Source organism: Nocardiopsis suaedae, assembly GCF_027706745.1.
In the GTDB taxonomy this organism is placed as follows: Bacteria; Actinomycetota; Actinomycetes; order Streptosporangiales; family Streptosporangiaceae; genus Nocardiopsis_A; species Nocardiopsis_A suaedae.
This window is the reverse complement of the sequence record NZ_JAQFWP010000008.1, coordinates 87,651-110,051: the sequence shown is the minus strand read 5'-3', so window position 1 is coordinate 110,051 and position 22,401 is coordinate 87,651. Positions and strand designations below refer to the sequence as shown.

Here is a 22,401-nt window from a genome sequence, read left to right as displayed (position 1 = left end):
GCGGTCCGGGGGTCAGCCCTCCCGCTCGCTGATGGACAGGCCCAGCGCCCTCAGGTCCGGGGTGGTGCCGTCCTGGGCCGCGCGCATGGCGTCCACGAGGGTGCCCCGGCCGGCGGCGGCCCGGGCGAAGTTGTCGTGCATGAGGTTGAGGGTCGAGGTCATCCGCGGCCCCCAGACCCAGTCGTCGCGGACCTTGGCCGCCTCCTGCGCGAAGAGGCCGTAGATGTCCTGGTCCCCGTAGTAGTCGGGCAGGGCCCGGCGGGCGACCTCGACCAGCTCCTCGACCACGGGGAAGGCGGAGCTGGTGCCCGCCGAGAGCCGGGCGCGCATGGCGTCGGGGTGGGAGACCTGCCACTCGATGAACTCCATGGCGGCCTCGCGGTGGCGGCTGTCGCGGGTGACGGTGAAGGTCGAGCCGCCGTGGTCGCCGAGCACCCCGGCCCCGGGCTCCCACTCGGGCAGCGGGGCGACGGTCCACAGGCCCTTCTGGCCGGGGTGGGAGGACATCTGCGCACCGGCGTCCCAGGCGCCGCTCAGCCGGACGAGGACGGTGCCGTCGCCCACCTGGGCGGGGTACTGCGGGCCGCCGACGGAGTTGGCGAAGACGACCTCGTCGTCGATGAGCCCCTGCCAGTACTCGGCCACCCGGCGGGTCGGGGCGTCGGTCAGGGAGACGGTCCAGGTGTCGCCCTCGGTGGCGAACCACTGGGCGCCGGCCTGGCAGGCGTAGGAGGCGAACTGGGTGCCGCCGTCGGTGGGGAAGACGGTGATGCGGTCCCCGGGGAGCCGGTCGCGCACGGCGCGGCCCAGGTCGGCGAAGTCCTCCCAGGTGCGGGGGGCCTCGAAGCCGTGCTCGTCGAACACGTCCCGGCGGTAGTGCATGACCATGGGCTCGATGTCGAGGGGCAGGGCGTAGATGCGGCCGTCGAAGGTGGCGCGCTCCAGGGCCTGGGGGAGCAGCAGGTCCCGGGTGCGGTCGCTGACCAGGCCGGTCAGGTCGGTGGCCACGCCGTCGATGGCGAAGCCGGGGAGCTGGGGGTATTCGAGGGTGGCGACGTCGGGGGCGTTCCCGGCGCGGGCGGCGTTGCTGAGCTTGGCGTAGCCGCCCTGGGTGCCGGAGGGGATCTGCTCGAAGTCGACCTGGATGCGGTCGTGGGTGGCGTTGAAGGCGTCGACCACCTCCTGGCTTCCGCGGATGGCGGACCAGAAGGTGATGCGGGTGGGGCCGCGCCCCCCGGAGGGGCGGGGGCGGTCGGGGGCGCACCCGGCGAGTGCGCCGACCGCGGGCAGGGCCAGCCCTGCGGCCAGGACGCCGCGGCGGCTCGGAGCACCGCTCATCAGTGCCTCCTGCTCCTGTGGTCCAGGGTGGGACACCGTGATTCTCGCCATATGAACGGATACCGGTCAATAGGTCGAACGAAAGGAAAATCCGATCAAACGATCAAAATTGGTGTGGGCGCGGGCGTGGGTGCGGAGACGAGGTTGCAGGGTCGCAGAGGAGCCGGCAGCACAGGAGCGACAACAGCGGGGCCGGCACCCTATGCCCGTTGTCCGGTGCGAGGAGGAGGGCGGAGGGGAATGGCGGGCGGCCCGTTCGGTAGCGCTGCCGGGCGGAGGGGAATGGCGGGCGGCCCGTTCGGTAGCGCTGCCGGGCGGAGGGCGTGCGGGTGGTCGCCGTGGATGGCGGCGACGGCGACAGCCGGGCGGTTCCCCGGCCCCGCCAGTCGGGCGGAGGGCTGCCTGTGGTCCGGGCGGCGGCGCGACCCGGTGGGCACGTGGTCACCCGCGTTCGTGGCGGACGTCGGCCCGGCACCCCTGCCCGGCGATGATCTCGACAAGAGTGCTGTCAAAACCACCGGAATGACAGCACTCTTGTCGAGATCATCGAGGGGGCGGCGGTGCGGGGGCGCTCGGGTGATGCATATCGGGCATACCGGACGGCAGGGAGAGGGGGTCGGGCACCCTGCGTCGTGAAATCGACGCTTTTGGGCAGAGCAGGCGTCGGTTTCACCACCCAAGATGCCCCCAGAGTACCCGAGGCGCCCGGAAGGCGGGTTCTGGCCGAGCTCGTACCGGACTGGCGCCCGGTTTGCCCGGTTCCCGGGGCGCCAAGGGCGCGATTCCGCTTCGGTTCCGCTGCGCAGGGCGGCCTCAGCTGCCGGAATGGCACCGGTGCGGCGGAAGCCGTGCGGCCGCCCGGGATCAGTCGGGCGCGGCGGCCCGGGTCGAGGCGCGCACCTCCAGGCGCGGGAGCACCTCCACCCGGCGCGGGCTCCACGGCGTCCCCGCCGCCTCGGCGGCCAGCCGGTCCCGCATCAGTTCGGCCGCGACCCTGCCGACCTCGGCCTTGGGCGGGGCCACCGCGGTCAGCGGGATCGCGCCCAGCGCCGCGACCACGTCGTCGTAGGCCACCACCGAGCAGTCCTCCGGCACCCGCACCCCCGCCTCGGCGAGCCGCTGGACCAGCATCAGGGCGTCGACGTCGCCGTGCAGCAGGGCGGCCGTGGCCCCGCGGCGGCGCAGCAGCGCCGCGAGCCACCCGGGATCGTCGAAGTCCGGCTCCGGACCGGCGCCACCGTCGGCGTCGGCGCCCTCGGCGCTGAGCACCGCCGCCCAGTCCTCCACCCTCGGGTCGGCCTCCGTGACCTCGGTGAACGCGGCGCGGACCGCCCGTGCGGTGGGGCTGTCGGCGCGGGCGGCCAGCACGATCCGCCGATGCCCCAGGCCGACCAGGTGGTCCACGGCGAGCCGGACCCCGTACCCGTGGTCGCTGCACACCGCGTCCATGGTGTGCAGCGGACCGCCCGGGCGGGGTCTGCGCTCCATCAGCACGGTCGGCCGGTCCAGCCGGGCCAGCCACTCCTGGTCGGCCTCCTCCTCGGCGGCCGAGCGCCAGCGCGGCGCGATCAGCAGGCCGCGCACGCCCTCGTGCGGGATGCGCTCGACGATGGGCCGCTCCGCGCCCTCCACCTGGGGGGCGATGTGCAGCACGACGCGCATCCCGGCCGCCTCCAGCGCGGTTCGCGCGCCGTACATGACCTCGTTGAGGTAGGCGTGCCGCTCGGGCACGACCAGGGCCACGGCGCCGGGCCCACCCGGCGGCGGCGCGGAGGGGCGCTCGGCGGGGACCAGGGAGCGGGCGCTGCCGTGGCCCCGCCGCAGCCTGCCCTCCTGGGCCAGCACCTCCACATCGCGGCGGACCGTGACCACCGAGACCTCCAGTTCGGAGGCCAGGTCCGCCACGCGCACCTCGCCCCGCGCCCGGACGGCCGCCAGGATCCTCCGCCTCCGTTCGCCCACCGGTTCGCGCATGCACACCCCTTGTGTTCGTTTGACCGGTTGGCCGGAAGCATAGCGATCATCGTCGTCCTCCCCCGTACCGATCCGAGGAACCGGCGCCCGCGACGGCGCCCGCTGGAGTGGTGCGGCCGACGGCGGCGGGCCGGGACCGATCCAGGCCACCACGGCCATGCCGACCGATGGCGGCGACGGCCGGAGGCCGACCAGGGCGCCGAGGACGGGGCCGGGCGGCGCGCACGCCGCTGCGGCGGGCCGCCCCGCCGCTCCTCGCCGTTCGCGAAGGTGTCCCACGATCCGGTGGCCCGATGGCCACATCCGGACGAACATCGGGTTCATTCGTCGCCCGAACCGGCCTGTCCGACTACACACGGTCGTGTTTTCCTGAGAGGATCCACATCTCTGAGAGAATTCTCAGGAAAGTCGGCGGAGCGCGGCATGCGGCGGCGGTACCGGGCGCCGCGCCCGCCGCCAGATGACGGCCCCGATACGCAGGCAAGGACCTCCGTGACGACGCAATCCCAGCCCGCGCCCCCGACCACCGCACCGACCGCCCCTGCGCCGCGCCGCTTCTTCCCCGAAGTGCAAGGCCTGCGCGCGCTGGCCGTCGGGCTCGTGGTCGCCTACCACATCGACAAGGACCTGCTCCCCGGCGGATACATCGGTGTCGACGTCTTCTTCGTCATCTCCGGGTTCCTCATCACCACGCTCCTGCTGCGCGAGGCGCGGGAGAAGGGCCGGGTGTCCCTGTCGGGCTTCTACATCCGGCGCGTCCGGCGCATCCTTCCCGCCGCCACCGCCGTGCTGGCCGTCACCGGCGCCGCCGCCGTCCTGCTGCTGCCCTCGGCGCAGCTGCTCGACACCGCCAAACAGATCCTCGCCTCGGCCGCCTACGTGCAGAACCTCCTGCTGGCCCGGGAGTCGGTCGACTACCTGGCCGCGGGCTCGGCCGAGAGCCCCGTGCAGCACTTCTGGTCGCTCGCCGTGGAGGAGCAGTTCTACCTGGTGTGGCCACTGCTGTTCATCGGGTGGACGGCCCTGCCCGGGCACCTGCGCCGCGCCCGCGCGCTGCTGCTGGGCGGGGGCGGCGTCATCGCGGTGTCCTTCGCCTTCTCGGTGTGGACGACCCTGAACGACCCCAGCCCCGCCTACTTCCTGCCGCAGACCCGCATGTGGGAGCTGGCCGTGGGCGGCGTGCTGGCGATCGTGCTCACCTACCGCCGCCTCCCCGAGCGGGTGCGCGCCGGGCTGGGCTGGGCGGGCCTGCTGGCCGTCATCGCCTCGGCCGCCACCTACGACGACGCGGTCGCCTTCCCCGGCTGGGCGGCGGCGCTGCCCGTACTGGGCACGGCCGCCGTCATCGCCGCCGGGCACACCACCGGGCCGCTGTCGACCTACCGGCTGCTGAGCGCGGCGCCCGCCCGCTTCGTCGGCGACATCTCCTACGCGCTCTACCTGTGGCACTGGCCGCTGATCGTGTTCACCCTGGCCGCCACCGGCTCCCACTCGCTCGGCCTGGCCGGAGGGCTCGCCGTGGCCGCCGGGTCGGTCCTGCTCGCCTGGGCCACCAAGGTCGCCGTGGAGGACCCGGTGCGCACCGGGGGGCTGCTGAAGACCGGCCGCTCCGCCCTGGCCTTCGCGGTCGCGGCGGTGCTCGCGGCCGCCACCGTCAGCGCGGTGCAGTACGGGCACGTGCAGGCCAAGCGCAACGTGGCCTTCGACCCGGCGGTGCACGTCGGCCCGCAGGCCCTCTCGGACCCCGCCCCCGAGGGCGACGCCGCCGCCGACATCTACCCCTCGCCGGTGGACGCCCTGGACGACCTGCCGAGCGTCTACGACGACGACTGCCAGGCCATGCCCGGCGACCGCGCCGCCGACCCGTGCGTGTACGGACCCGAGGACGCCGACGTCCAGGTGGCCGTGGTGGGCGACTCGCACGCCGCCCACTGGGTGCCGGCCGTGCGCGGCGTCGCCGAGGAGCACGGGTGGCGGGTCTCCACCTTCACCAAGTCCTCCTGCCCCTTCACCGCCGAGACGGTGACCCGCGCCAGCGACGACGACCGCCCCTACGAGGAGTGCGCCGACTGGAACGAGGACGTGGTGGACCAGCTGACCGGCGGCGTCGAACCGGACCTGGTCTTCACCAGCGCCCGCAGCAGCGCCGCCAGCGCGCAGGCGGGCGGCGGCGAGGAGGGCAAGCGCCGCATCGCAGAAGGCATGGCCGAGCAGTGGGCGGCCGTGGAGGAGGCGGGCGGCTCGGTGGTCGCGATCGCCGACACCCCCTCCCAGCGGGCGCGGGTCCCCGAGTGCGTGGAGCTCAACCCCGACGACCCGTCGGTGTGCGCGAAGGAGCGCGACGACGCCCTGGACGAGGAGGACCCGCAGTTGATGGCGGCCGAGATGGACGGCGCCGGGGCCAAGGTGGTCGACCTCAACGACCGGCTGTGCACCGACGACAGGTGCCCGGCCGTGGTGGGCAACGTGCTGGTGTACCGGGACAGCCACCACCTGACCGCCACCTACTCGCAGATGCTCGCCGCCGACCTGGAGAAGGAGGCCGCCGACCCGCTGAGCCGCCTGTGACCCGGCCCGCGCCGTAGGCCCGGGGGCGCGGCCGCCATCGGTACGCCGATGGCGGCCATCGGGCCCGTGATTGGTGCCGCGGAGCGCGCGGCCGTAGGGTCGCCCGGCCCGAGCCGACCGGCGGCGCGGGCCGACGGCGACGGGAAGGGGGGCCATGGCGGACTTCTACCACGTCTGTTTCGCCGTGCCCGACATCGAGCGGGCCATGGCGGACCTGAGGGCGGCCACCGGTGCGGACTGGGCCGCGCCCCGCACCGAGACGATGGGGGAGTGGGAGTTCCGCATCGTGTTCTCCCGCGGGGAGGCGCCCTTCATCGAGCTCATCGAGGGACCGCCCGGAAGCCCGTGGGCCTGCGGGGGCGAGGCGCGCTTCGACCACCTCGGGTACTGGGCCGCCGACCTGGGGCGGGAGAGCGAACGGCTGGAGGCCGCGGGCGCGCCCCTGGACTTCTCCGGGTGCCCCTACGGGCGCCCGTTCGCCTACCACCGCCTGGACTCCGTGGGGGCGCGCGTCGAGGTCGTGGACGCGGCGCGGCGGCCGGCGTTCGCCTCCTCCTGGGGACTGGACTGCGGCGGCACGGCGGTGCTGGGCGGCTGAGGGGCGGCTCGGTGCGGCGGCGGGCGCCGCTCACCTCCGCCGGTACTCGGCGGGGCTGAGGCCGTAGGCCCGTTTGAACGCGGTGCTCAGCGCGAACGGAGAACCGTAGCCGACCGTGCGGGCGACGGCCTCCAGCGTCGCGTCGCCGTCGCGCAGCAGGTCGGCGGCCATGGCCAGGCGCAGCCCGGTCAGGTAGGCCATCGGCGGCTCGCCCACCAGTCCGGTGAAGCGGCGCGCCAGCACCGACCGCGAGCAGCCGCACTCGGCGGCCAGGGCGGCCACCGTCCACGGGCGCCCGGGGGCGCCGTGCAGCAGGCCCAGCGCCCGCCCGGCCACGGGGTCGGCGCGGGCGCGGAACCAGCCGGGGGCGTCGGCGCCCCGGCGGGCCAGCCAGGCGCGCAGCACCGCGATGAGCAGCAGGTCGAGCAGGCGGTCCAGGACGACCTCCTGGCCCGGGGCGTCGCGGCCGATCTCGGTGCGGAGCAGGGTGGTCAGGGCCGCGACGGGCTCGGCGGCGGTGTCGGGGGCGCGGCCGGCGCCGTCGGTGGGCCCGCGGCCGGGGGCGCGCAGGGCGGCGACGGAGGGCAGGGCGCCCAGGAGGCGCCGTCCGACCTCGCCGCCGACGCGGTAGGTCCCCACGAGCATCTCGGTGGTGCTGAGGTCGGCCTCGTCGCCCCAGGTGCGCACGCCCCGGGCGAGGGTCTCGCGCAGGGGGCGGCCGCGGAGGGTGGTGCAGCGCTGGTCGGGTCCGATGACGACGCGGGCGGGGGTGTCGGGCGGGTCCGCGACGGTGTAGCGGGCGGGGCCGAGGACGACGGCGGCGTCCCCGGCGGACAGGCGCACGGATTTGGCGTCCTCGTCCCCGGGGAGGAGGTGCGCGGTGCCCCGCACGACGAGGACGAGGGTGAGCGGGGCCTCGTCCTCGATGCGCAGCGACCAGGGCGAGGCGAGCAGCACGCGCAGGAGGAAGGCGCCGCGTGCGCGTGGGCCGTCCAGCAGCCCGGCCAGTTCGTCCATAAGAGGAGTGTCGCACCGCGGGGACGCGCGCTTATGTGCGCGAGCGCCTGAGCGATGGCGGCCCGACGGGCCCGGCGGTTGACTCGGAGGGCACCGGCCGCAGGGGCCGTGCGGGGAGCGAGGCGGGGGAGGCCGCGGTGGCGGAGTTCTGGCGGGTCGCGGTGGCGGTGGCGGCGCTGCTCGCCACCGGCGTGTACGCAGGGTTGTTCTTCGCGTTCACGGTGGGGGTGATGCCGGGGCTGCGCGGCGTGGGCGCCCCGGTGTTCATCGGAGCGATGCGGAGCATCAACCGGGCGATCGTGAATCCGGTGTTCCTGGCCGTGTTCCTGGGAGCGCCGGTGCTGGCGCTGGCGGCGGCGGTGTCGGCCACCGGTGCGGGCGGGGTGGCCGCCGTGGCCGGGTGGGCGGCGTTCGTGCTGGTCGCGGCGGTGTTCGTGGTGACGGTCGCGCTGAACGTCCCGCTGAACGACGCGCTGGAGGCGGCGGGGCCCGTGGAGGGCGCCGAGGCGGAGGCGGCCCGGAGGGCCTTCGAGGCCCCATGGGTCCGCTGGAACGCGGTGCGGACGGTCCTGTCGGCGGCGGGGGCGGTGTGCTTGGCGGTGTCGGCGGTCGCCGCGTGAGGGGCCGAGGTGCGTACGTGTGGGATCGGCCCTCGGCTGCGCAACGCCTCCGAGGGGAGGCGACAGACCCGGGGCGGCCCTCAAGGGAGCACGGGCGGGACATCTCCACGCCCTCCACGCCCTCCACGTCCCGCCGCGTATCCATGTCGGCCGCCTCACCGCGTCGTGAAGAAGGGCCGCCCGGCCGCCAGAACCACCGCGATCCCGCACACGCCCGCCACGGCGACCGCCAGGTGCGGCGGGACCGCCTCGGCCACCGCACCCGCCGCCGCGAAGCCCACGCCCTGGGTGATCATCAGCCCCGCCGAGGCCAGGGTGAACACCCGCCCGCGCATCTCCTCGGGCGCCTCCTCCAGCAACAGGGCGTCCAGGGCCAGCGTGTACCCGAACCCCAGCGCACCGGCCCCCAGCAGCGCGACCGCCACCGCCGGGCCCGGACCCGCGGCGAACACCGGGAACGGCACGAACGCCGCCAGCGCCAAGGGCACCATCCAGCGCCGCCGCCGTCCGGGGTCGAGCACCGTCCCGGCCAGCAGCTCGCCCGCGACCGTACCCACCGGGCCGGCCGACAGCAGCAGCCCCACCAGGACCGGCCCGCCGCCCATGCCGTCGGCCAGCGGTGCGGCGAGCGCCTCGGGCCAGACCACCAGCGCAGGGGGCAGCCACATGAGTACCAGGACCGCGCGCAGGCGCGGAACCCGCAGGGCCCTGCCGACCCCCGCCAGCGAGGCCCCCACCACACGGCCGCCGGGGCCCTGGCGCGCGGGGCGGGCCGCCGTCCCCACCAGGACCAGCAGCCCCGCGGCCGCCATCATCGCCGCCGCCACCGCCAGCACCGTCTGCGGCCGCAGCACCAGCAGCAGGGTCCCGCCGAACGCGAACCCGGCGATCTGCGCGGTCTGGGCGGCCATCCGCAGCAGCGACCGCCCCAGCGGGAAGCCGTCGCCCGCCAGCACGTCGGCGACCGCGGCCGAGCGGCACCCCTGGTACACCGGCGCGACCAGGCCGGTCACCGCCAGCAGCCCCAGCATCGCCGGGACGGGGGCGCCGGGCAGCACCATGGCGGCCACCAGCGCCGCGTTGGCGGCCTGCGCGCCGGTCATCAGCGAACGCGCCGGGTAGCGGTCGGTCACCGCCGACAGCAGCGCCGCGCCCACCAGCTGCGGGGCGAACCCGAGGGCGAACGCCAGCGCGGACAGCAGCGGCGACCCGGTGCGGTCGAAGACCAGCACCGACAGGGTGATCTGGACGGCGACCAGCGCCAGGACGGACAGCACTTCGGCGGCGAGCAGGGCGCGGAACTCGCCGACGGCGAGAACACGCAGGTAGGTGGTGCGGCCTCCGGGGGCCGCAGGGGGAGCGGTCGGCATGCCCCGACCGTGCCGCCCGCCGTCCCGCCCCCTCAATGGATTCGGCTATGGTCGAATCCTCGGCCGGGGAGGGGGCGCCGGTGGGCGGGCGGGTGTACTTCGCGCACGAGGACCTCATGCGCTGCCGGTTCGCGGTCTCGCCGCTGTGGGAGGCCTTCGCGGCCGCGCACACGCTGCTCGAACCGGACCGCCACGGCCACCACCTGCCGTGGGTGCGCCGGGCCCGTCTGCCCGAGGGCACCGACGTGGCGGGGTTCCGCCTGCTGGTGCCCCGGCCCGGCTACGTGCCCGACTTCCTGACGCCCGCCCCCGAGGGACCGCTGACCTCGGTCGGGGACGAGCTGGCGCGGGTGCGCGCCACCCCGCCCGGCCAGGTGGGGGCCGAGCTGCGCCAGTGCCTGCTCGACCCCCGCCGCCGACTGCCCCGGGAGGCGGTCGACGACCTGCTGCGCGACCCGGCGGCCACCCGCGATGCCCTGGCCGACCTTCTGGAGGTGTTCTGGCACCACCTGGTGCGGCCGCACTGGCCCCGGATGCGTGCGCTGCTGGACGCGGACATCGCCGAGCAGGCGCGCCGGTTGTCGGAGGGCGGACTGGAGCGGCTCATGGGCGGCATCGACGCGCGCTTGCGGTGGGACGGGCGCGCGCTGGCGATCCAGGGGCCGTCGGCCCCTGAGGAGCTACATCTGGAGGGGCGCGGGCTGGTGCTGATGCCCAGCGTCTTCGTGTGGCCGGAGCTCATCCTCATCAGCGATGAGCCGTGGCAGCCGACCCTGGTCTATCCGGCGCGAGGGGTGGGCGGCCTGTGGTCCCCGCCCGCACGGCGGCCGCCCGAGGCGCTCGCGGCGGCGCTGGGCCGGACCCGGGCGACGCTCCTGCTGGCGTTGGCCGAGCCCGACACGACGACCGGGCTGGCCGCGCGCTTGGAGATGAGCCCGGGCAGCGTCTCGGGGCACCTGACGGCGCTGCGGGCGGTGGGGCTGCTGGAGTCGTGGAGGGTCGGCCGGAAGGTGCTCTACGCCAGGACCCCCCTGGGCACCGCACTGACGGGCGAGGGCTGAGCCGCCCTTCGGTAATCGGGGCGTGCGAGCCCAGATTGCACACAGGCGTCCCACCGCGGTCAAGGCCGATATTGCAGGTACCTCATCAAGGCGCTCACGCGGGCGCTCGATGAAAGGGAATTCGAGGCTCTTCCCGCTGTACGCCGCGGACGGCGCGATCGAGCTCGGCGGGACGGTCCACCGCGGGCGCCAGGAGGTCATCGAGCCCCCAGGCGTTTCCTCGAATCCAACGACGAGGCGAATCCCGTTTCCTCCGTCGTGGCCTCCCACATCCCGAGAACGGCGGCGGAGAACTCTACGCCGACGCCTTGAGCATCGACGTCTAAAGAGGGGAGACGTCCTGGGGCGGGCCTTCCGTGTCGGCGGCCGTCTGGGCGGCGGTGAGCTCGTCCGCGTGCTCGCCGATCCAGTCCGCCAAGGCGCGCATCGGGCCGTCGACCAGGCTCTTGCCCAGGGGCGTCAGCCCGTACTCCACACGCGGCGGAGCCTCACGGAAACGGCGCCGCTCGATGAGCCCGTTCGCGAGGAGGCGTGTGAGCGACTCGGTGAGCGCCTTGTCGCTGACGCCCCCGACCGACGAGCGCAGGCGCCTGCGCCGTAGCGGCCCCTCGTGCAGGGCCGCCAGCACGATCGGGTCCCACGTGTGGCCGAACAGGTCGAACGCCGCGCGCACGCGGCAGTCGGCGACGTAGTCGTAGCACCGGCCCGTCTCCTCCGCCATGGCCCCATCCTCGCAGGCCCGTTTCGCACCGATCGGTGCACGACGGGGCGCCTAGTGTTCCGGTCGCACTGCACAAGCGCAGATGGGAGCGGTGACGATGAAGATCGGTGTGCTCGGAACAGGAAACATGGCCCGAGTGCTGGGAACCGCCTGGGTGCGGGCCGGCCACGAGATCGCTGTGTCGGGGCGGTCGTCGGACAAGGCACGCGCGCTGGCCGACCGGTTGGGCGGCGGGGCCGGGGTGGTCGAGCCGGAGGAGGTCACCGAGGGACAGGACGCGGTGCTTCTGGCCGTGCCCTGGGAAGCCGTCGAAGACGTCCTGGCCGGTGCGGGGGCAGGCGACGGGTCGCTGCGCGGCACGGCGCTCATCGACCCCGTCAACGCCGTCGACCATGGTGCCGGGATCGTGCAGGTGGACGGGGGAGGATCGGCGGCCCAGCGGATCGCCGGGCTCGCGCCCGGTGCTCACGTGGTGAAGGCCTTCCACCTCTTCCCGGCGGCCCTGTGGGAGCGCCCCTCCCCGTCGGCGCCTCCGGTGGTCGCCATGTGCGGCGACGATCCCGGGGCGCTGGACACCGCCGGCGTCCTGGTCCGCGACGCGGGCGGCGTGCCCGCCGTCCTCGGACCGCTGTCCCGTTCCCGGCAGTTGGAGGAGGTCGCGGGCTTCGCCGCCGCTCTTCACCTGTCCGGCGCCGACCCTGCGGCCGCCCTGCCGTCCACCGCGGGCGCGAGCTGACGGCCCCCGGCCGGGCGGGGGCCGGTCACCTCACCCCGCCGCCGGGGACTCCTCCGCCGCCTCGTGCCGGGGGAAGGGGACCGCCCCGGGGCGGCGATGGGACCACGGGCGCGCCTCCTCCAACTGGGCGGCCAGCCGGAACAGCATCGACTCGCCCCCGGCGGCGGCGATGAACTGCGCCCCGAGCGGCAGCCCTTTCTCCGTCCAGTGGAGCGGGACCGACATCGCCGGGGTGCCGGTCAGGTTGGCGGTCAGGGTGAACGGGGTCGCCGTCAGGTTGGTCACCGCCTCCTCGGTCACCAGCCCGGTCGCCGTCACCACGCGCTCGGTCCCGGTGCGCACCAGCAGCCGCTCGGCGGCGCGCAGCCACCGCGGCGGGTCCAGCCGCCCGATCGCCACCGGGGGACCGGCGATGGCGGGCGTCAGCAGCAGGTCGTAGCGGGCGTGGAAGTCGCTCAGCGCGGCGGTGTGCGTGTTCCACCGGTCGGCGCCGCGCACGTAGTCGGCGGCGCTCATCGCCCGGCCCATGGCGGCCAGCATCAGCGTGTCCGGCTCGAAGCCCCCGTCGCCGCAGCCGGTCTCGGCCTTGATGCCGTCCACCAGCGCCGCCATGGACCCGTACCACAGCGTCAGGAAGTCCTCGGTGAGGCGGCGGCCGTCCAGGTCCGGCTCGGCCTCCTCCACGTCGTGGCCCAGCTCCTCCAGCAGCGCCGCCGCCGACCGCACCGCGGCGACCGCCTCGGGGTGCACCGGCGTGGCCAGCGGCGACCGGTCCGTGAAGCCGATGCGCAGCCGGCCGGGCGCCCGGCCGACCTCCTCGGCGTAGGGCCGCTCGGGCGGGGCGATGGGGAAGGGCGAGACCGGCTCGGGTCCGGCGACCGCGTCGAGCAGCGCGGCGCCGTCGCGCACGGTGCGGGTGACGGCGCCGTTGACCGCCGCCCCGTGCATGGGCTCGCCGCGGCCCGGCCCGAACGGCACCCGGCCGCGGCCGGGCTTCAGGCCGAACAGGCCGCAGCAGGCGGCGGGGATGCGGATCGACCCGCCCCCGTCGTTGGCGCTGGCGGCCGGGACGACCCCGGCGGCCACCGCGGCGGCCGACCCGCCGGAGGAGCCGCCGGGCGTGTGCCCGGGGTTCCACGGGTTGCGGGCGGGGCCGAACACCTCGGGCTCGGTGACGCCCTTGGCGCCGAACTCGGGCAGGTTGGTCTTGCCGAAGGGCACCAGGCCCGCGTCCAGCCAGCGGCGCACCACCTCGGCGTGCCGCGGCGCGGGCACGTCGCGCAGCGCACGGCACCCGGCCGAGGTCGGGACCCCCGCGTAGTCGTGGAACAGGTCCTTCAGCAGGAAGGGGACCCCGGCCAGGGGTCCGCTCAGGGGGCGCGCGGCCCGCCGCCGCGCCTCGTCGTACATCGGACGGACGACCGCGTTGAGCAGGGGGTTGACCTGCTCGCACCGGGCGACAGCGGCGTCCAGCACGTCCGCGGCCCCCACCTGCCCGTCCCGGATCAGCCCGGCCAGCCCGACGGCATCGTGTTCCAGGTACTCGTCCACACGCATGAGGGGAAACTAGCACTCCCGGTGGAACCTGTTCTCGGAACGCCGGGATGCGATGGCGGGCGCCGGCCCGCGCCCCGCGGACAGGGGCGCGGGCCGGCGCCCGGGGCCTCAGGCGCGGGAGTCGGGGCCGACCGCGCCGGGGCGGCCGTCCTCGATGGTGTAGCGGGCCAGGTCGCGGATGGGGGCGCCCGGCTCGCTGACCTGGTCGACGACGCGGTAGTCGGCGGTCCACTCGGTCGGGGTGACCGTGTTGCGCACGTACCCGCGGCGCCGGTTGATCATCTTGATGTGCGGGTTCTCCTGCAGCTGCACCCCGTCGTCGGGGCCGCTGTCGGCGCCGTCGCCGCCGCTGGTGAAGGAGGTGCCGACCAGCTCGGTGGCCACGGTGGCCGACTCGGGGTCGTCGAAGTCGGCCTTGACGTCGACCACGTAGTTGGCGTGCACGTCCCCGGTGATGACCACGGGGTTGGACGGGCCGGTCGCCAGCACGTCGCGCACGGCGTCGCGCTCGTACCGGTAGCCGTCCCAGGCGTCGTTGCTGAAGTTGGTGCCCTCGCCGGCGACGAAGTCGCGCTGGCTGAAGAACACCTGCTGGCCCAGCACGTTCCAGCGCGCCCCGCTGCCGGTGAGCCCGGCGGTCAGCCAGCGGCGCTGGCGCTCGCCCAGCAGGGTGCGGTCGGGGTCGTCGTGCTGCCCGTCGCCCACCTGGTCGCTGCGGTACTGGCGGGTGTCCAGCAGGTGCAGGTCCACCAGGTCGCCGAAGGCCAGGCGGCGGAACATCTGCACGTTCGGGCCGTCGGGCCGCTGGGCGGCGCGCAGCGGCATGTTCTCGTAGTAGGCGCGGAACGCCCGCGCGCGGCGGCGCAGGAACTCCTCCGGGTCGCCCCCGTCCTCGGGGACGTCGTCGGCCCAGTTGTTCTCCACCTCGTGGTCGTCGAAGACCACCGCCCAGGGGAAGGCGGCGTGGGCGGCCTGGAGGTCGGGGTCGGACTTGTACTGGGCGTGGCGGATCCGGTAGTCGGTCAGCGACACGGTCTCCCAGGAGGGGACGTGCGGGCGGCCGATCGAGCCGGTGTCGCCGTACTCGTAGATGTAGTCGCCGAGGAACACGACCAGGTCGAGGTCCTCCCGGGCCAGGTGGGCCTGGGCGGTGTAGTGGCCGTTGGTGTAGCTCTGGCAGCTCGCGAAGGCGAAGGAGAAGGCGTCGGGGCTCGCCCCGCGCGCGGGCGCGGTGCGGGTCCGGCCGACCGGGCTGAGGTGGCCCTGCACCCGGAACCGGTAGTAGTAGTCGGCCGCGGGGCGCAGCCCGGAGACCTCGACGTGCACCGAGTGGGCCGAATCGGGGACGGCGCGGGTCTCGCCGGAGGAGACGATGCGCCGGAAGCGCTCGTCCTCGGCGACCTGCCACTGCACCGTGTACATGCGCTCGGGCATGCCGCCCAGGCCGCTGTCGGCCAGCGGCTCGGGGGCCAGGCGGGTCCACAGCACGACGCTGTCGGGCAGCGGGTCGCCGGAGGCCACGCCGAGGCCGAAGGGGTCGGGCAGCCGCCTGGGCGCCGCGTGCGCGGGAGCGGCGCCCAGGGCGCCGAAGGCCGCGGCCCCGACGGCGGCGCCGAGCAGCACGCCGCGACGGGAGGCGCCGCGTCCGGCCGCCCCGGGGGCGGGGGAGGAGGGGGATGTGTTCAGGGGGGTGTCCGACATTCACGTCTCCTCGGAATCGTCGGGTATCCGCCCCTGGGGGTGGGACGGACCGGACCGAGGTCTATCAGGACATGCGAGGTCGGACGTCCCAACAATCACGCGATGAACGTTGCCCCCTCGACGGTGGCCGTGCGGTTACGCCGCGCGTCCGTGCAGGTGGGGCGGCCGCTCCGGCGGCGGGAGCGGCGGGACGGGTGCGGGGCCGGTTCCGGCCCCGCACCGGATCGGGGCGGGGGCGGCCGGAGGCGGCCAGGGGAGGCGGGGCGGCACTGCGGTTTCTTGACGCACCATCATCTTTTCGAGTCTTCAGAAATTACTGAAGACCGGATAGCGTGGACGGCGACGGACCACCACCGCCCTGCCAAGCGAGGCCGACCATGACCGCTTCCGACACCGTCTTCGACCTGGGCTCCCCCGAGTTCATGGACGACACCCCGCGCGGCTACGCGCGCATGCGCGAGGGCGCCCCCCTCGTGCGCATCGCCTTCCCCGGCGTCGACTACACGACCTGGATGGCCACCCGCTACGACGTGGTGCGCGACGTGCTCAACGACCCGCGCTTCCTGCGCGACGCCGCACGGGTCCCCGGCCTGGAGGGCGCGGGCGTCCTCGACCAGATCGTGCAGGCCTTCGGCGTCACCGACGAGTACAAGCGCTACATGCGCGGCCTGCTCACCACCGACGGCGACGACCACGCGCGCCTGCGCAAACTGGTCTCGCGCGCCTTCACCGTGCGCCGCGTCAACGGCCTGCGCCCCCGCATCCGCGCCATCGCCGAGCAGGCGCTGGACGCCGTGGAGGGGCGCGAGGAGTTCGACGTGCTGCGGGACTACGGCTTCCCCCTGTCCGGCAACGTCATCTGCGAACTGGTCGGCATCGAGGAGTCCGAGCGTGCCCAATGGCGGGCGTGGATGCACACCATCGCCGAGGGCGCACCGGAGCGCTACAACGACTCCTTCATGCAGATGGTCGACGCGGTGCTGCGCGACGTCGCCGACCGGCGCGCCCTCGCCGCCCGCGGCGAGGCCCCCGACGACCTGCTGACCGCGCTCATCCACGCCCGCGACGAGGACGGCGGCCGCCTCAGCGAGGACGAGCTGGTCGCGATGGTGCTCATCATCGTCCAGGGCGGGCACCACACCACCGCCCACTTCGTGGCCAACTCGGTGCTGGCGCTGCAGCGGAACCCCGACCAGCTCTCGGTACTGCGCGGTGACCCCGGGCTGATGCCCCGCGCCGTCCACGAGCTGCTGCGGCTGCACGGCCCGGCACCGATGGCGGGCGTCGCCCACGCCAAGGAGGACGTGGAGGTGCACGGGGTGCGCATTCCGCGCGGGGACGCGGTGGTGTGCGCACTGACGGGGGCCAACCGCGACCCGGCCGCCTTCGACGAGCCGGAGCGGCTGGACCTCACCCGGGAGCCCGCGGGGCGGCGCGAGACGCACGTGTCCTTCGGCCACGGGCCGCACTACTGCCTCGGGGCGGCCCTGGCGCGCACGGAGGGCGAGATCGCGCTGGAACTGCTGATGGAGCGGTACCCGGACCTGACGCTCGCAGTGGCCCCCGAGGACCTGGAACGGTTCGACCAGCCGGGCTCCCGGCACCTGGCGTCCCTCCCGGTGCGCCCCCGGGGCGGGACCTGAGCCCGGTGCGGGCCGAAGGCGTCCCGTCGGGCCTCGACGGCACCGGCCATCGGCCGCCGGGGGCCGATGGCCGGGGCACCGCGGTCGCTGCGGCTCCGGGCCGGACACGGGCCGTCTCCGGGACCCTGACCGGCGCCAACGCCCATCGGCGGGCGACGGGAGGCCACCCGGTGTTCGGTCCCGTCGAGGTGGCTGCGGGGACACCGCATCGCGGGGCCGTGCCGACCGGGCGGAGATGAATCCACTCCAGCGGACACGGCCCTCGCGGCCGCCCGAATTCCCGTCCTGGTAGCTCTGGAGCCCGACCGGTCCCGGGCCGAGCGCCGGGGAGGCAGAGCTCCCCGGCCCAAGGGGCGGCCGCCCTGAGGACGGCGGGGCCGCCGCCTCTCGGGTCGTGGCATCAGCCCGCGGCCAGGCCCCCCTACGCCGCCGGGTCCGCGTTGGCTCCGGTGATCACCGTGGCCACGGACTCGCCCGGGACCGCCTCCCGGCCGCGGGCGATCGCCGCCAGCCCGGCCGCCCCCGCCGGTTCGGGCAGCACCCCCAGCGTGCGCGCGGCAAGGCGCATCGCCGCCGCCATCTCCTCCTCGTCCACCAGGACCACATCGTCCACCAGCGCCCGCACCCGCCGCACCGCCTCCGGGTGCGGGGCGGCGATGGAGATCCCCGCCGCGAAGGACGACGACGGCGCCACCGCCTCGGCCCGCCCGGTCCGCCAGGCCCGGGCCATCGCCGGGGCCGCGGCCGCACCGGCCCCCACCACCCGCACCCCCGGCGCGTGCGCGCGCAGCCACCGCGCCACGCCGGTGATCAGGGCGCCGTCGCCCAGCGGCAGGACCACCGTGTCGAAGCCGCCGGTCCACGCCAGCTCCACGCCGATGGTCCCGGCCCCCTCGGCGATCGCGGCGTCGCGCCCGTCCACGGCCATCACCCGGCCCGCGTCGGCGGCCGCGAACGCCCCGGCCTCCTCCAGGTGGGCGCCGACCCGGTGGACCCGCGCCCCGAAGGAGACCATGCGGGCGGTCTTGACCTCACTGGTGTGCTCGGGCACGAACACGTCGGCGGTGACGCCGATGCCGCGCGCCGCATAGGCCACCGCCTGCCCGAAGTTGCCGCCGCCCGAGGCGCACACCAGCCCGGTGGCCGCGGGCAGGTGCGCCGCCAGGTGCAGGGCGCCGCGCCCCTTGAAGCTGCGCAGGGGGTTGAGCGTCTCGACCTTGACCAGGGCGGGGCGCCCGAGCGCGGCGTCCAGCACCGGGTCCCGGTACTGCGGGGTGTCCAGGAAGACGGGGTCGATGTACTCGCGGGCCGCGGCGATGCGGTCCAGGTCCAGGTCGTCGGCGCCCTCAGCGGCGCCGTCGGCGGTGACGGCCGGGTGGGGGCACGTGTGCGCACGGTCCAAGGCGGACTCCCTGTCATCGGATGGGCCGGAGCGGATGGCCGCCACGTTAGGCACGGAGGGGGTGGCGGCGATTGCCCGTTTCCGCCGATGCGTGCAAGATTTTTGCATGCGCGACCGGCACCCCCTCGACGACCTGGACCGCCTACTGCTCGGCCTGGTGCAGCAGGACGCCCAGCGCCCGCTGCACGAGCTGGGCGACGAGGTCGGCCTGTCGCCCAGCGCGGTGCAGCGCCGGCTGACGCGTCTGCGCCGCACCGGGGCGATCCGCGCCGAGGTGGCGGTGGTCGCCCCCGAGGCGGTGGGGGTCGGCCTCACCTCCCTGGTGCTGGTGGCGCTGGCCGACGACGACCCCGAGCACCACGCGGCCTTCCGGGCGCGCATGCGCGAGGAGGCGTGCGTGCAGCAGTGCTACGCGGTCGTCGGCCAGTGGGACTACGCGGTGCTGCTGGTGACGCGGGACATCGCCCAGAACAGGGAGGTGTCACGGCGCCTCTTCGTCAGCGACTTCGGGGTCAGGCGGTACGAGACCTTCCCATCGTCCGGCGCGGTCAAGGCGGGTCTGACCCTGCCGATCGAGACCGGCTAGTGCGATGACCGCGAACGTTCGCCGGGTCCGGTGACACGTTCGGCCCGCCCGCCCCCAAGGCCGCCTGACCACATCACAGCGGGCGGCCCCGATCCTCGACCTGGGGGATCGGCGCCTCACCGACCGCGGCCAGCAGCTCGATGGGGAACTCCCGATCGTGCTGCCCGACGGCAAGGGAGACCCATCGACCCGATTCCGGCCGCCGCCACAGGAGCATCGTGCTACTGAGCATGCACAACTGGCTGATCGGCTCGGGAACAGGATGTTCCTCACGAGGCATCTGCCGATCGAACGGATCGATGAACGGTTGCTCGACCGATTCCCTGTCCAGGTACGGCGTCAGATCGACCGGTTCGGGCTCACCCCAACGCGTCGTCAGCGCCTCCACAAGCCCCTGGAAAGCGGTGTCGATCTCCTCCTCGGCCGCCTCGACGGCCTCCTCCCCACCGTCCTCCCAGAAGTCCTGGCCGGTCCGTAGAACGTGCACGTGGTAGCCCGGTCCGCCGCGCAGGTCCCCCTCCCGCACCTGCTCCCGCGGGAAGGGAAGGGCGAGCAGGTCATCGACGATGGCCTCCAGATCCTGCGTTGCCATGCCAGGAGGCTAGCAAGCCGGTGAACGCATGTGGTCACCGCACGAGGGGCCAAGGCGGAGCGCGGGCCACCCGTCCCGACCAGACCGGCACGGTGGTCACGGCACTGGTGTGGACCTGACCCGGCTTCGCAGCGCCGACGTCATGACCCGGCCGGTCGGCGACGCCGACCGGCCCCGTCCTCCCCGAAATTCCGTTGCGCATCGCGGTGCTCCCGCGCGAGCATGCGGTGGCCGACCACGACCGAGCGTGAGGGAGAGACCGAATGCGGCGACTCTGCGGATTCTTCGAGCCCGCCTTCCGGACACGGGATCCTCAGGACGTCGCCACCGATGCCCCCTCCTTCGCCTCTCACACCTCTGACGATCGGCATCGTCGCCCACGTCGACGCCGGTAAGACCAGCCTGACCGAGCGCCTGCTCTACGACACCGGCGCCATCGGCCGCATGGGCGGCGTCGACACCGGCGACACCGTCACCGACACCGGCCGGATCGAGCGCGAGCGCGGCATCACCGTCCGCACGGCGGTCACCTGCCTCAGCGCGCACGGCCGCCAGGTGACCATCGTCGACACCCCCGGCCACGCCGACTTCGTGGCCGAGGTCGAGCGCGCCCTGGCCGTCCTGGACGCGGCCGTCCTCGTCGTGTCGGCCGTCGAAGGCGTCCAGGCGCACACCCGCGTGCTCCTGCGCCACCTGCGCGAGGCCGGACTCCCCGTCCTGGTCTTCGTGAACAAGGCCGACCGGGGCGGCGCCCGGCCCGACGGCGTCCTCGGTGAGCTGCGCCGCAGCTCACCGGCCCGGCTCCTGCCCCTGAACCGCGTCGAAGGGGCGGGCACCCGGCAGGCGCGCACCCTCCCTGCCGACCCGGACGGCGCCGCGTTCCGCGCGCGCACGGCCGAGGTCCTGGCCGACCACGACGACGAGCTGCTCGCCGCCCTGGTCGAGGACCGGCCGCTGCCGCCCGGCCCCGGCCTCTGGGCCCGCCTGCGCGACCAGGTGGCCGCGGGCACCGTGCAGCCGGTCCTGTTCGGATCGGCGGTCACCGGGGCCGGCGTCGGTGCGCTCACCCGCGCCCTCACCGGCCTGTTCGCGCCGCGGCCCTGGCCCGGGGCCGAACCGGACGGCCCGGCGGGCACCGTTTTCGCCGTCGACCGGTCGCCCTCCGGCGACACGTCCGGCTACCTGCGCCTGTTCGCCGGGCGCCTGGAACCCCGCGACCAGGTCTCCTTCGTCCGCGCGGACCCGGGGGAGGAGGGGCACGCCGGGCGCATCACCGCGCTGGAGGTGGTCACCGCCGGGGCCGACCGGCCCCGCGCGCTCGAAGCGGGCGGGATCGCGCGCGTGCGGGGCCTGCCCCGGCTGCGGGTCGGCGACCGCCTCGGGCCGCCGCGGCCCGGCGCCCCCGCCCCGCGCTTCGCCCGCCCGCCCCTGGAGTCCGCCGTCCACCCGTCGGACCCCGCCCAGGCGGGGCGGCTGCACGCCGCGCTGTCCGCACTGGCCGAGCAGGACCCGCTGATCCGCACCCGCGTATTGCCCGGCGGCGCGGTCTCGGTGCTGCTGTTCGGGGAGGTCCAGAAGGAGGTCATCTCCTCCACCCTCGCCGAGGAGTTCGGCGTCGAGGCGGTGTTCGAGGAGAGCGCCACGGTCTACACCGAGCGGCTCGCGGGCACCGCCGAGGCCGTGGAGGAGATGGGGCCGGGCGTGGACGGATTCTGGGCGACGGTCGGCCTGCGTGTCGAGCCGGGCGCCAAGGGGAGCGGTGTCCGGTTCCGGCGCGAGGTGGAGGTCGGTGCCATCCCGGCGGCCTATGACCGGGCCATCGAGGAGACCGTGCGCTCCGCGCTCGGGCAGGGCCTGTACGGGTGGCCGGTGCCCGACTGCGCGGTGACGCTGGTCCGCAGCGGCTTCCTGGCCCCGGCGAGCGTGGCGGCCGATTTCCGGGGCCTGACCCCGCTGGTTCTGATGCGCGCGCTGTCGCGGGCGGGCACGCGCGTGTACGAGCCGTTGCAGGCCTTCGAGGTGGAAGGGCCCTCCGAGGCGCTCGGGGAGGTGCTGGCGGCGCTGTCGGCGGCCCGAGCGCACATCGAGGAGGCCGACACCGGGCGCGGTTCCTGGCGGATCACCGGCGAGATCCCCTCACGCCAGGTGCACGCCCTGGCGGCACGGCTGCCGGGGCTCACGGGCGGAGAGGCCACATGGTCCACGCGCCCGGGCGGGGACCGCCTGGTCGAGGGTCCGCCGCCGCGGCGGGAGCGCACCGACGGCAACCCCCTGGACCGGGCCGAGTACCTGGCCCACCTCAACCGGACGGGGCACGCGTGACGCCTCGCCCGATCTCGTCGGGGTCGCGGGTGGTCAGCGCCTGGGCGAGGGGGGTTCCGGTGCGCTCGGCGGCCTGGAGGCGCTCTTTGACCTGGCGCACGGTGCGCGGCCGCCACCCGGGCCCGTCGCAGCACGAGGAGTGGAAGGTGACCCCGGCGCGGAGCAGGACGTCCAACACGAACCACCCGGCCGCGTCATCGCGGCGGGGCACTTCCAGGTCGTTGCCCGCATTGATCAGTCCACCTGCGCAGTTGGGGCAGACCCGCTGCTGATCGGGGAGGCTGCGGACCTTGAAGTCCGAGCGGCAGGACAGGCACACGTGATGCGCACCGGGGTTGCGGGCGCGTCGGCACATGCGCACCAGTTTCCCTGCCGCCCGTGTCGAGGGCAAGCGGATATGTGGCGGAGCGATCGGCGCCGAGGCCGCATCTCGCCCAGCGGCCGCAGGCCTCCCGCCCTGGAGCGGGCGCGGGGCGAAGAGCGTCCCAGGCCGTTCCTGGGGCGGCTCCGCCGACGGTTTGCGCCCCGCACCAACGGTAAGGAGACCTTCCGGAACGGACGCCCGCCCCCGCGGCCCGGGTCGGCCCGGACGCGC

The 22,401-nt window shown here is 75.1% G+C and carries 18 protein-coding genes; 8 read left to right on the top strand and 10 right to left on the bottom strand.

Features of this window, described 5'->3' with window-relative positions; all coding sequences use genetic code 11:
• Nucleotides 1-12: 12 nt before the first annotated feature.
• Both O4U47_RS06550 and O4U47_RS06545 read right to left on the bottom strand, forming a co-directional pair.
• Nucleotides 13-1,338 (bottom strand): ABC transporter substrate-binding protein, encoded by a 1,326-nt coding sequence (locus tag O4U47_RS06550; protein ID WP_270676691.1) that lies wholly within the window; start codon nucleotides 1,336-1,338, stop codon nucleotides 13-15.
• Between the two features lie 864 nt (nucleotides 1,339-2,202).
• On the bottom strand, nucleotides 2,203-3,312 hold the full coding sequence (locus tag O4U47_RS06545) for a substrate-binding domain-containing protein (protein ID WP_270676690.1): 1,110 nt from the start codon (nucleotides 3,310-3,312) through the stop codon (nucleotides 2,203-2,205).
• Nucleotides 3,313-3,804: 492 nt separating this feature from the next.
• Here O4U47_RS06545 and O4U47_RS06540 point away from each other — a divergent pair, with 492 nt between their 5' ends.
• Entirely contained in the window at nucleotides 3,805-5,880 is a 2,076-nt protein-coding gene (locus O4U47_RS06540; protein WP_270676689.1) for an acyltransferase family protein, read from the top strand.
• Nucleotides 5,881-6,034: 154 nt separating this feature from the next.
• The gene (locus O4U47_RS06535) at nucleotides 6,035-6,478 is read left to right on the top strand and encodes a VOC family protein (protein ID WP_270676688.1); all 444 of its coding nucleotides are present in this window, start codon (nucleotides 6,035-6,037) and stop codon (nucleotides 6,476-6,478) included.
• A 30-nt stretch (nucleotides 6,479-6,508) separates the two neighbouring features.
• Here O4U47_RS06535 and O4U47_RS06530 read toward each other — a convergent pair whose 3' ends face one another.
• The gene (locus tag O4U47_RS06530) at nucleotides 6,509-7,495 is read right to left on the bottom strand and encodes an AraC family transcriptional regulator (protein ID WP_270676687.1); all 987 of its coding nucleotides are present in this window, start codon (nucleotides 7,493-7,495) and stop codon (nucleotides 6,509-6,511) included.
• A 137-nt stretch (nucleotides 7,496-7,632) separates the two neighbouring features.
• On the opposite strand from O4U47_RS06530, the gene O4U47_RS06525 reads away from it, so the two are divergent.
• Complete coding sequence (locus tag O4U47_RS06525; protein ID WP_270676686.1) at nucleotides 7,633-8,115, top strand: anthrone oxygenase family protein; 483 nt, start codon at nucleotides 7,633-7,635, stop codon at nucleotides 8,113-8,115.
• A gap of 155 nt (nucleotides 8,116-8,270) precedes the next feature.
• On the opposite strand, the gene O4U47_RS06520 is transcribed toward O4U47_RS06525, so the two are convergent.
• Nucleotides 8,271-9,485: an MFS transporter gene (locus O4U47_RS06520; RefSeq protein WP_270676685.1), complete on the bottom strand. Its 1,215-nt coding sequence runs from the start codon at nucleotides 9,483-9,485 to the stop codon at nucleotides 8,271-8,273.
• Nucleotides 9,486-9,532: 47 nt separating this feature from the next.
• Between O4U47_RS06520 and O4U47_RS06515 the strand changes: the two genes are divergently transcribed.
• The gene (locus O4U47_RS06515; RefSeq protein ID WP_270676684.1) at nucleotides 9,533-10,546 is read left to right on the top strand and encodes an ArsR/SmtB family transcription factor; all 1,014 of its coding nucleotides are present in this window, start codon (nucleotides 9,533-9,535) and stop codon (nucleotides 10,544-10,546) included.
• A 322-nt stretch (nucleotides 10,547-10,868) separates the two neighbouring features.
• Here O4U47_RS06515 and O4U47_RS06510 read toward each other — a convergent pair whose 3' ends face one another.
• Nucleotides 10,869-11,267 carry a winged helix-turn-helix transcriptional regulator gene (locus tag O4U47_RS06510; RefSeq protein WP_270676683.1) on the bottom strand — a complete coding sequence of 133 codons (399 nt, stop codon included), beginning with the start codon at nucleotides 11,265-11,267 and terminating at the stop codon, nucleotides 10,869-10,871.
• Nucleotides 11,268-11,349: 82 nt separating this feature from the next.
• Here O4U47_RS06510 and O4U47_RS06505 point away from each other — a divergent pair, with 82 nt between their 5' ends.
• Nucleotides 11,350-12,003 (top strand): NADPH-dependent F420 reductase, encoded by a 654-nt coding sequence (locus tag O4U47_RS06505; protein ID WP_333563631.1) that lies wholly within the window; start codon nucleotides 11,350-11,352, stop codon nucleotides 12,001-12,003.
• Nucleotides 12,004-12,033: 30 nt separating this feature from the next.
• Here O4U47_RS06505 and O4U47_RS06500 read toward each other — a convergent pair whose 3' ends face one another.
• Both O4U47_RS06500 and O4U47_RS06495 read right to left on the bottom strand, forming a co-directional pair.
• Nucleotides 12,034-13,560, bottom strand: a complete 1,527-nt coding sequence (locus O4U47_RS06500; protein ID WP_270676682.1) for an amidase — start codon at nucleotides 13,558-13,560, stop codon at nucleotides 12,034-12,036.
• 108 nt (nucleotides 13,561-13,668) lie between these two features.
• Nucleotides 13,669-15,261, bottom strand: a complete 1,593-nt coding sequence (locus O4U47_RS06495; protein WP_270676681.1) for an alkaline phosphatase D family protein — start codon at nucleotides 15,259-15,261, stop codon at nucleotides 13,669-13,671.
• Nucleotides 15,262-15,638: 377 nt separating this feature from the next.
• Between O4U47_RS06495 and O4U47_RS06490 the strand changes: the two genes are divergently transcribed.
• Nucleotides 15,639-16,904: a cytochrome P450 family protein gene (locus O4U47_RS06490; protein ID WP_270676680.1), complete on the top strand. Its 1,266-nt coding sequence runs from the start codon at nucleotides 15,639-15,641 to the stop codon at nucleotides 16,902-16,904.
• A gap of 421 nt (nucleotides 16,905-17,325) precedes the next feature.
• Here the strand turns inward: O4U47_RS06490 and O4U47_RS06485 are convergent, their stop codons facing one another.
• Nucleotides 17,326-18,306, bottom strand: coding sequence for a pyridoxal-phosphate dependent enzyme (locus tag O4U47_RS06485; protein WP_270676679.1), 981 nt, complete (start codon nucleotides 18,304-18,306; stop codon nucleotides 17,326-17,328).
• Between the two features lie 106 nt (nucleotides 18,307-18,412).
• Between O4U47_RS06485 and O4U47_RS06480 the strand changes: the two genes are divergently transcribed.
• Entirely contained in the window at nucleotides 18,413-18,892 is a 480-nt protein-coding gene (locus O4U47_RS06480) for an Lrp/AsnC family transcriptional regulator (protein ID WP_270676678.1), read from the top strand.
• 73 nt (nucleotides 18,893-18,965) lie between these two features.
• Here the strand turns inward: O4U47_RS06480 and O4U47_RS06475 are convergent, their stop codons facing one another.
• Entirely contained in the window at nucleotides 18,966-19,484 is a 519-nt protein-coding gene (locus O4U47_RS06475; protein ID WP_270676677.1) for a hypothetical protein, read from the bottom strand.
• A gap of 330 nt (nucleotides 19,485-19,814) precedes the next feature.
• Here O4U47_RS06475 and O4U47_RS06470 point away from each other — a divergent pair, with 330 nt between their 5' ends.
• Nucleotides 19,815-21,806 (top strand): elongation factor G, encoded by a 1,992-nt coding sequence (locus O4U47_RS06470; RefSeq protein ID WP_270676676.1) that lies wholly within the window; start codon nucleotides 19,815-19,817, stop codon nucleotides 21,804-21,806.
• Here the strand turns inward: O4U47_RS06470 and O4U47_RS06465 are convergent.
• Nucleotides 21,784-22,161: a hypothetical protein gene (locus tag O4U47_RS06465; protein ID WP_270676675.1), complete on the bottom strand. Its 378-nt coding sequence runs from the start codon at nucleotides 22,159-22,161 to the stop codon at nucleotides 21,784-21,786. The genes O4U47_RS06470 and O4U47_RS06465 overlap by 23 nt on opposite strands.
• Nucleotides 22,162-22,401 lie beyond the last annotated feature (240 nt).

Coding starts and splice junctions, on each gene's coding strand:
- O4U47_RS06550 (WP_270676691.1), bottom strand. CDS start 1,338: ATGAGCGGTGCTCCGAGCCGCCGCGGCGTCCTGGCCGCAGGGCTGGCC.
- O4U47_RS06545 (WP_270676690.1), bottom strand. CDS start 3,312: ATGCGCGAACCGGTGGGCGAACGGAGGCGGAGGATCCTGGCGGCCGTC.
- O4U47_RS06535 (WP_270676688.1), top strand. CDS start 6,035: ATGGCGGACTTCTACCACGTCTGTTTCGCCGTGCCCGACATCGAGCGG.
- O4U47_RS06530 (WP_270676687.1), bottom strand. CDS start 7,495: ATGGACGAACTGGCCGGGCTGCTGGACGGCCCACGCGCACGCGGCGCC.
- O4U47_RS06520 (WP_270676685.1), bottom strand. CDS start 9,485: ATGCCGACCGCTCCCCCTGCGGCCCCCGGAGGCCGCACCACCTACCTG.
- O4U47_RS06515 (WP_270676684.1), top strand. CDS start 9,533: ATGGTCGAATCCTCGGCCGGGGAGGGGGCGCCGGTGGGCGGGCGGGTG.
- O4U47_RS06510 (WP_270676683.1), bottom strand. CDS start 11,267: ATGGCGGAGGAGACGGGCCGGTGCTACGACTACGTCGCCGACTGCCGC.
- O4U47_RS06505 (WP_333563631.1), top strand. CDS start 11,350: ATGGGAGCGGTGACGATGAAGATCGGTGTGCTCGGAACAGGAAACATG.
- O4U47_RS06500 (WP_270676682.1), bottom strand. CDS start 13,560: ATGCGTGTGGACGAGTACCTGGAACACGATGCCGTCGGGCTGGCCGGG.
- O4U47_RS06495 (WP_270676681.1), bottom strand. CDS start 15,261: ATGTCGGACACCCCCCTGAACACATCCCCCTCCTCCCCCGCCCCCGGG.
- O4U47_RS06490 (WP_270676680.1), top strand. CDS start 15,639: ATGACCGCTTCCGACACCGTCTTCGACCTGGGCTCCCCCGAGTTCATG.
- O4U47_RS06480 (WP_270676678.1), top strand. CDS start 18,413: ATGCGCGACCGGCACCCCCTCGACGACCTGGACCGCCTACTGCTCGGC.
- O4U47_RS06475 (WP_270676677.1), bottom strand. CDS start 19,484: ATGGCAACGCAGGATCTGGAGGCCATCGTCGATGACCTGCTCGCCCTT.
- O4U47_RS06470 (WP_270676676.1), top strand. CDS start 19,815: ATGCCCCCTCCTTCGCCTCTCACACCTCTGACGATCGGCATCGTCGCC.
- O4U47_RS06465 (WP_270676675.1), bottom strand. CDS start 22,161: ATGTGCCGACGCGCCCGCAACCCCGGTGCGCATCACGTGTGCCTGTCC.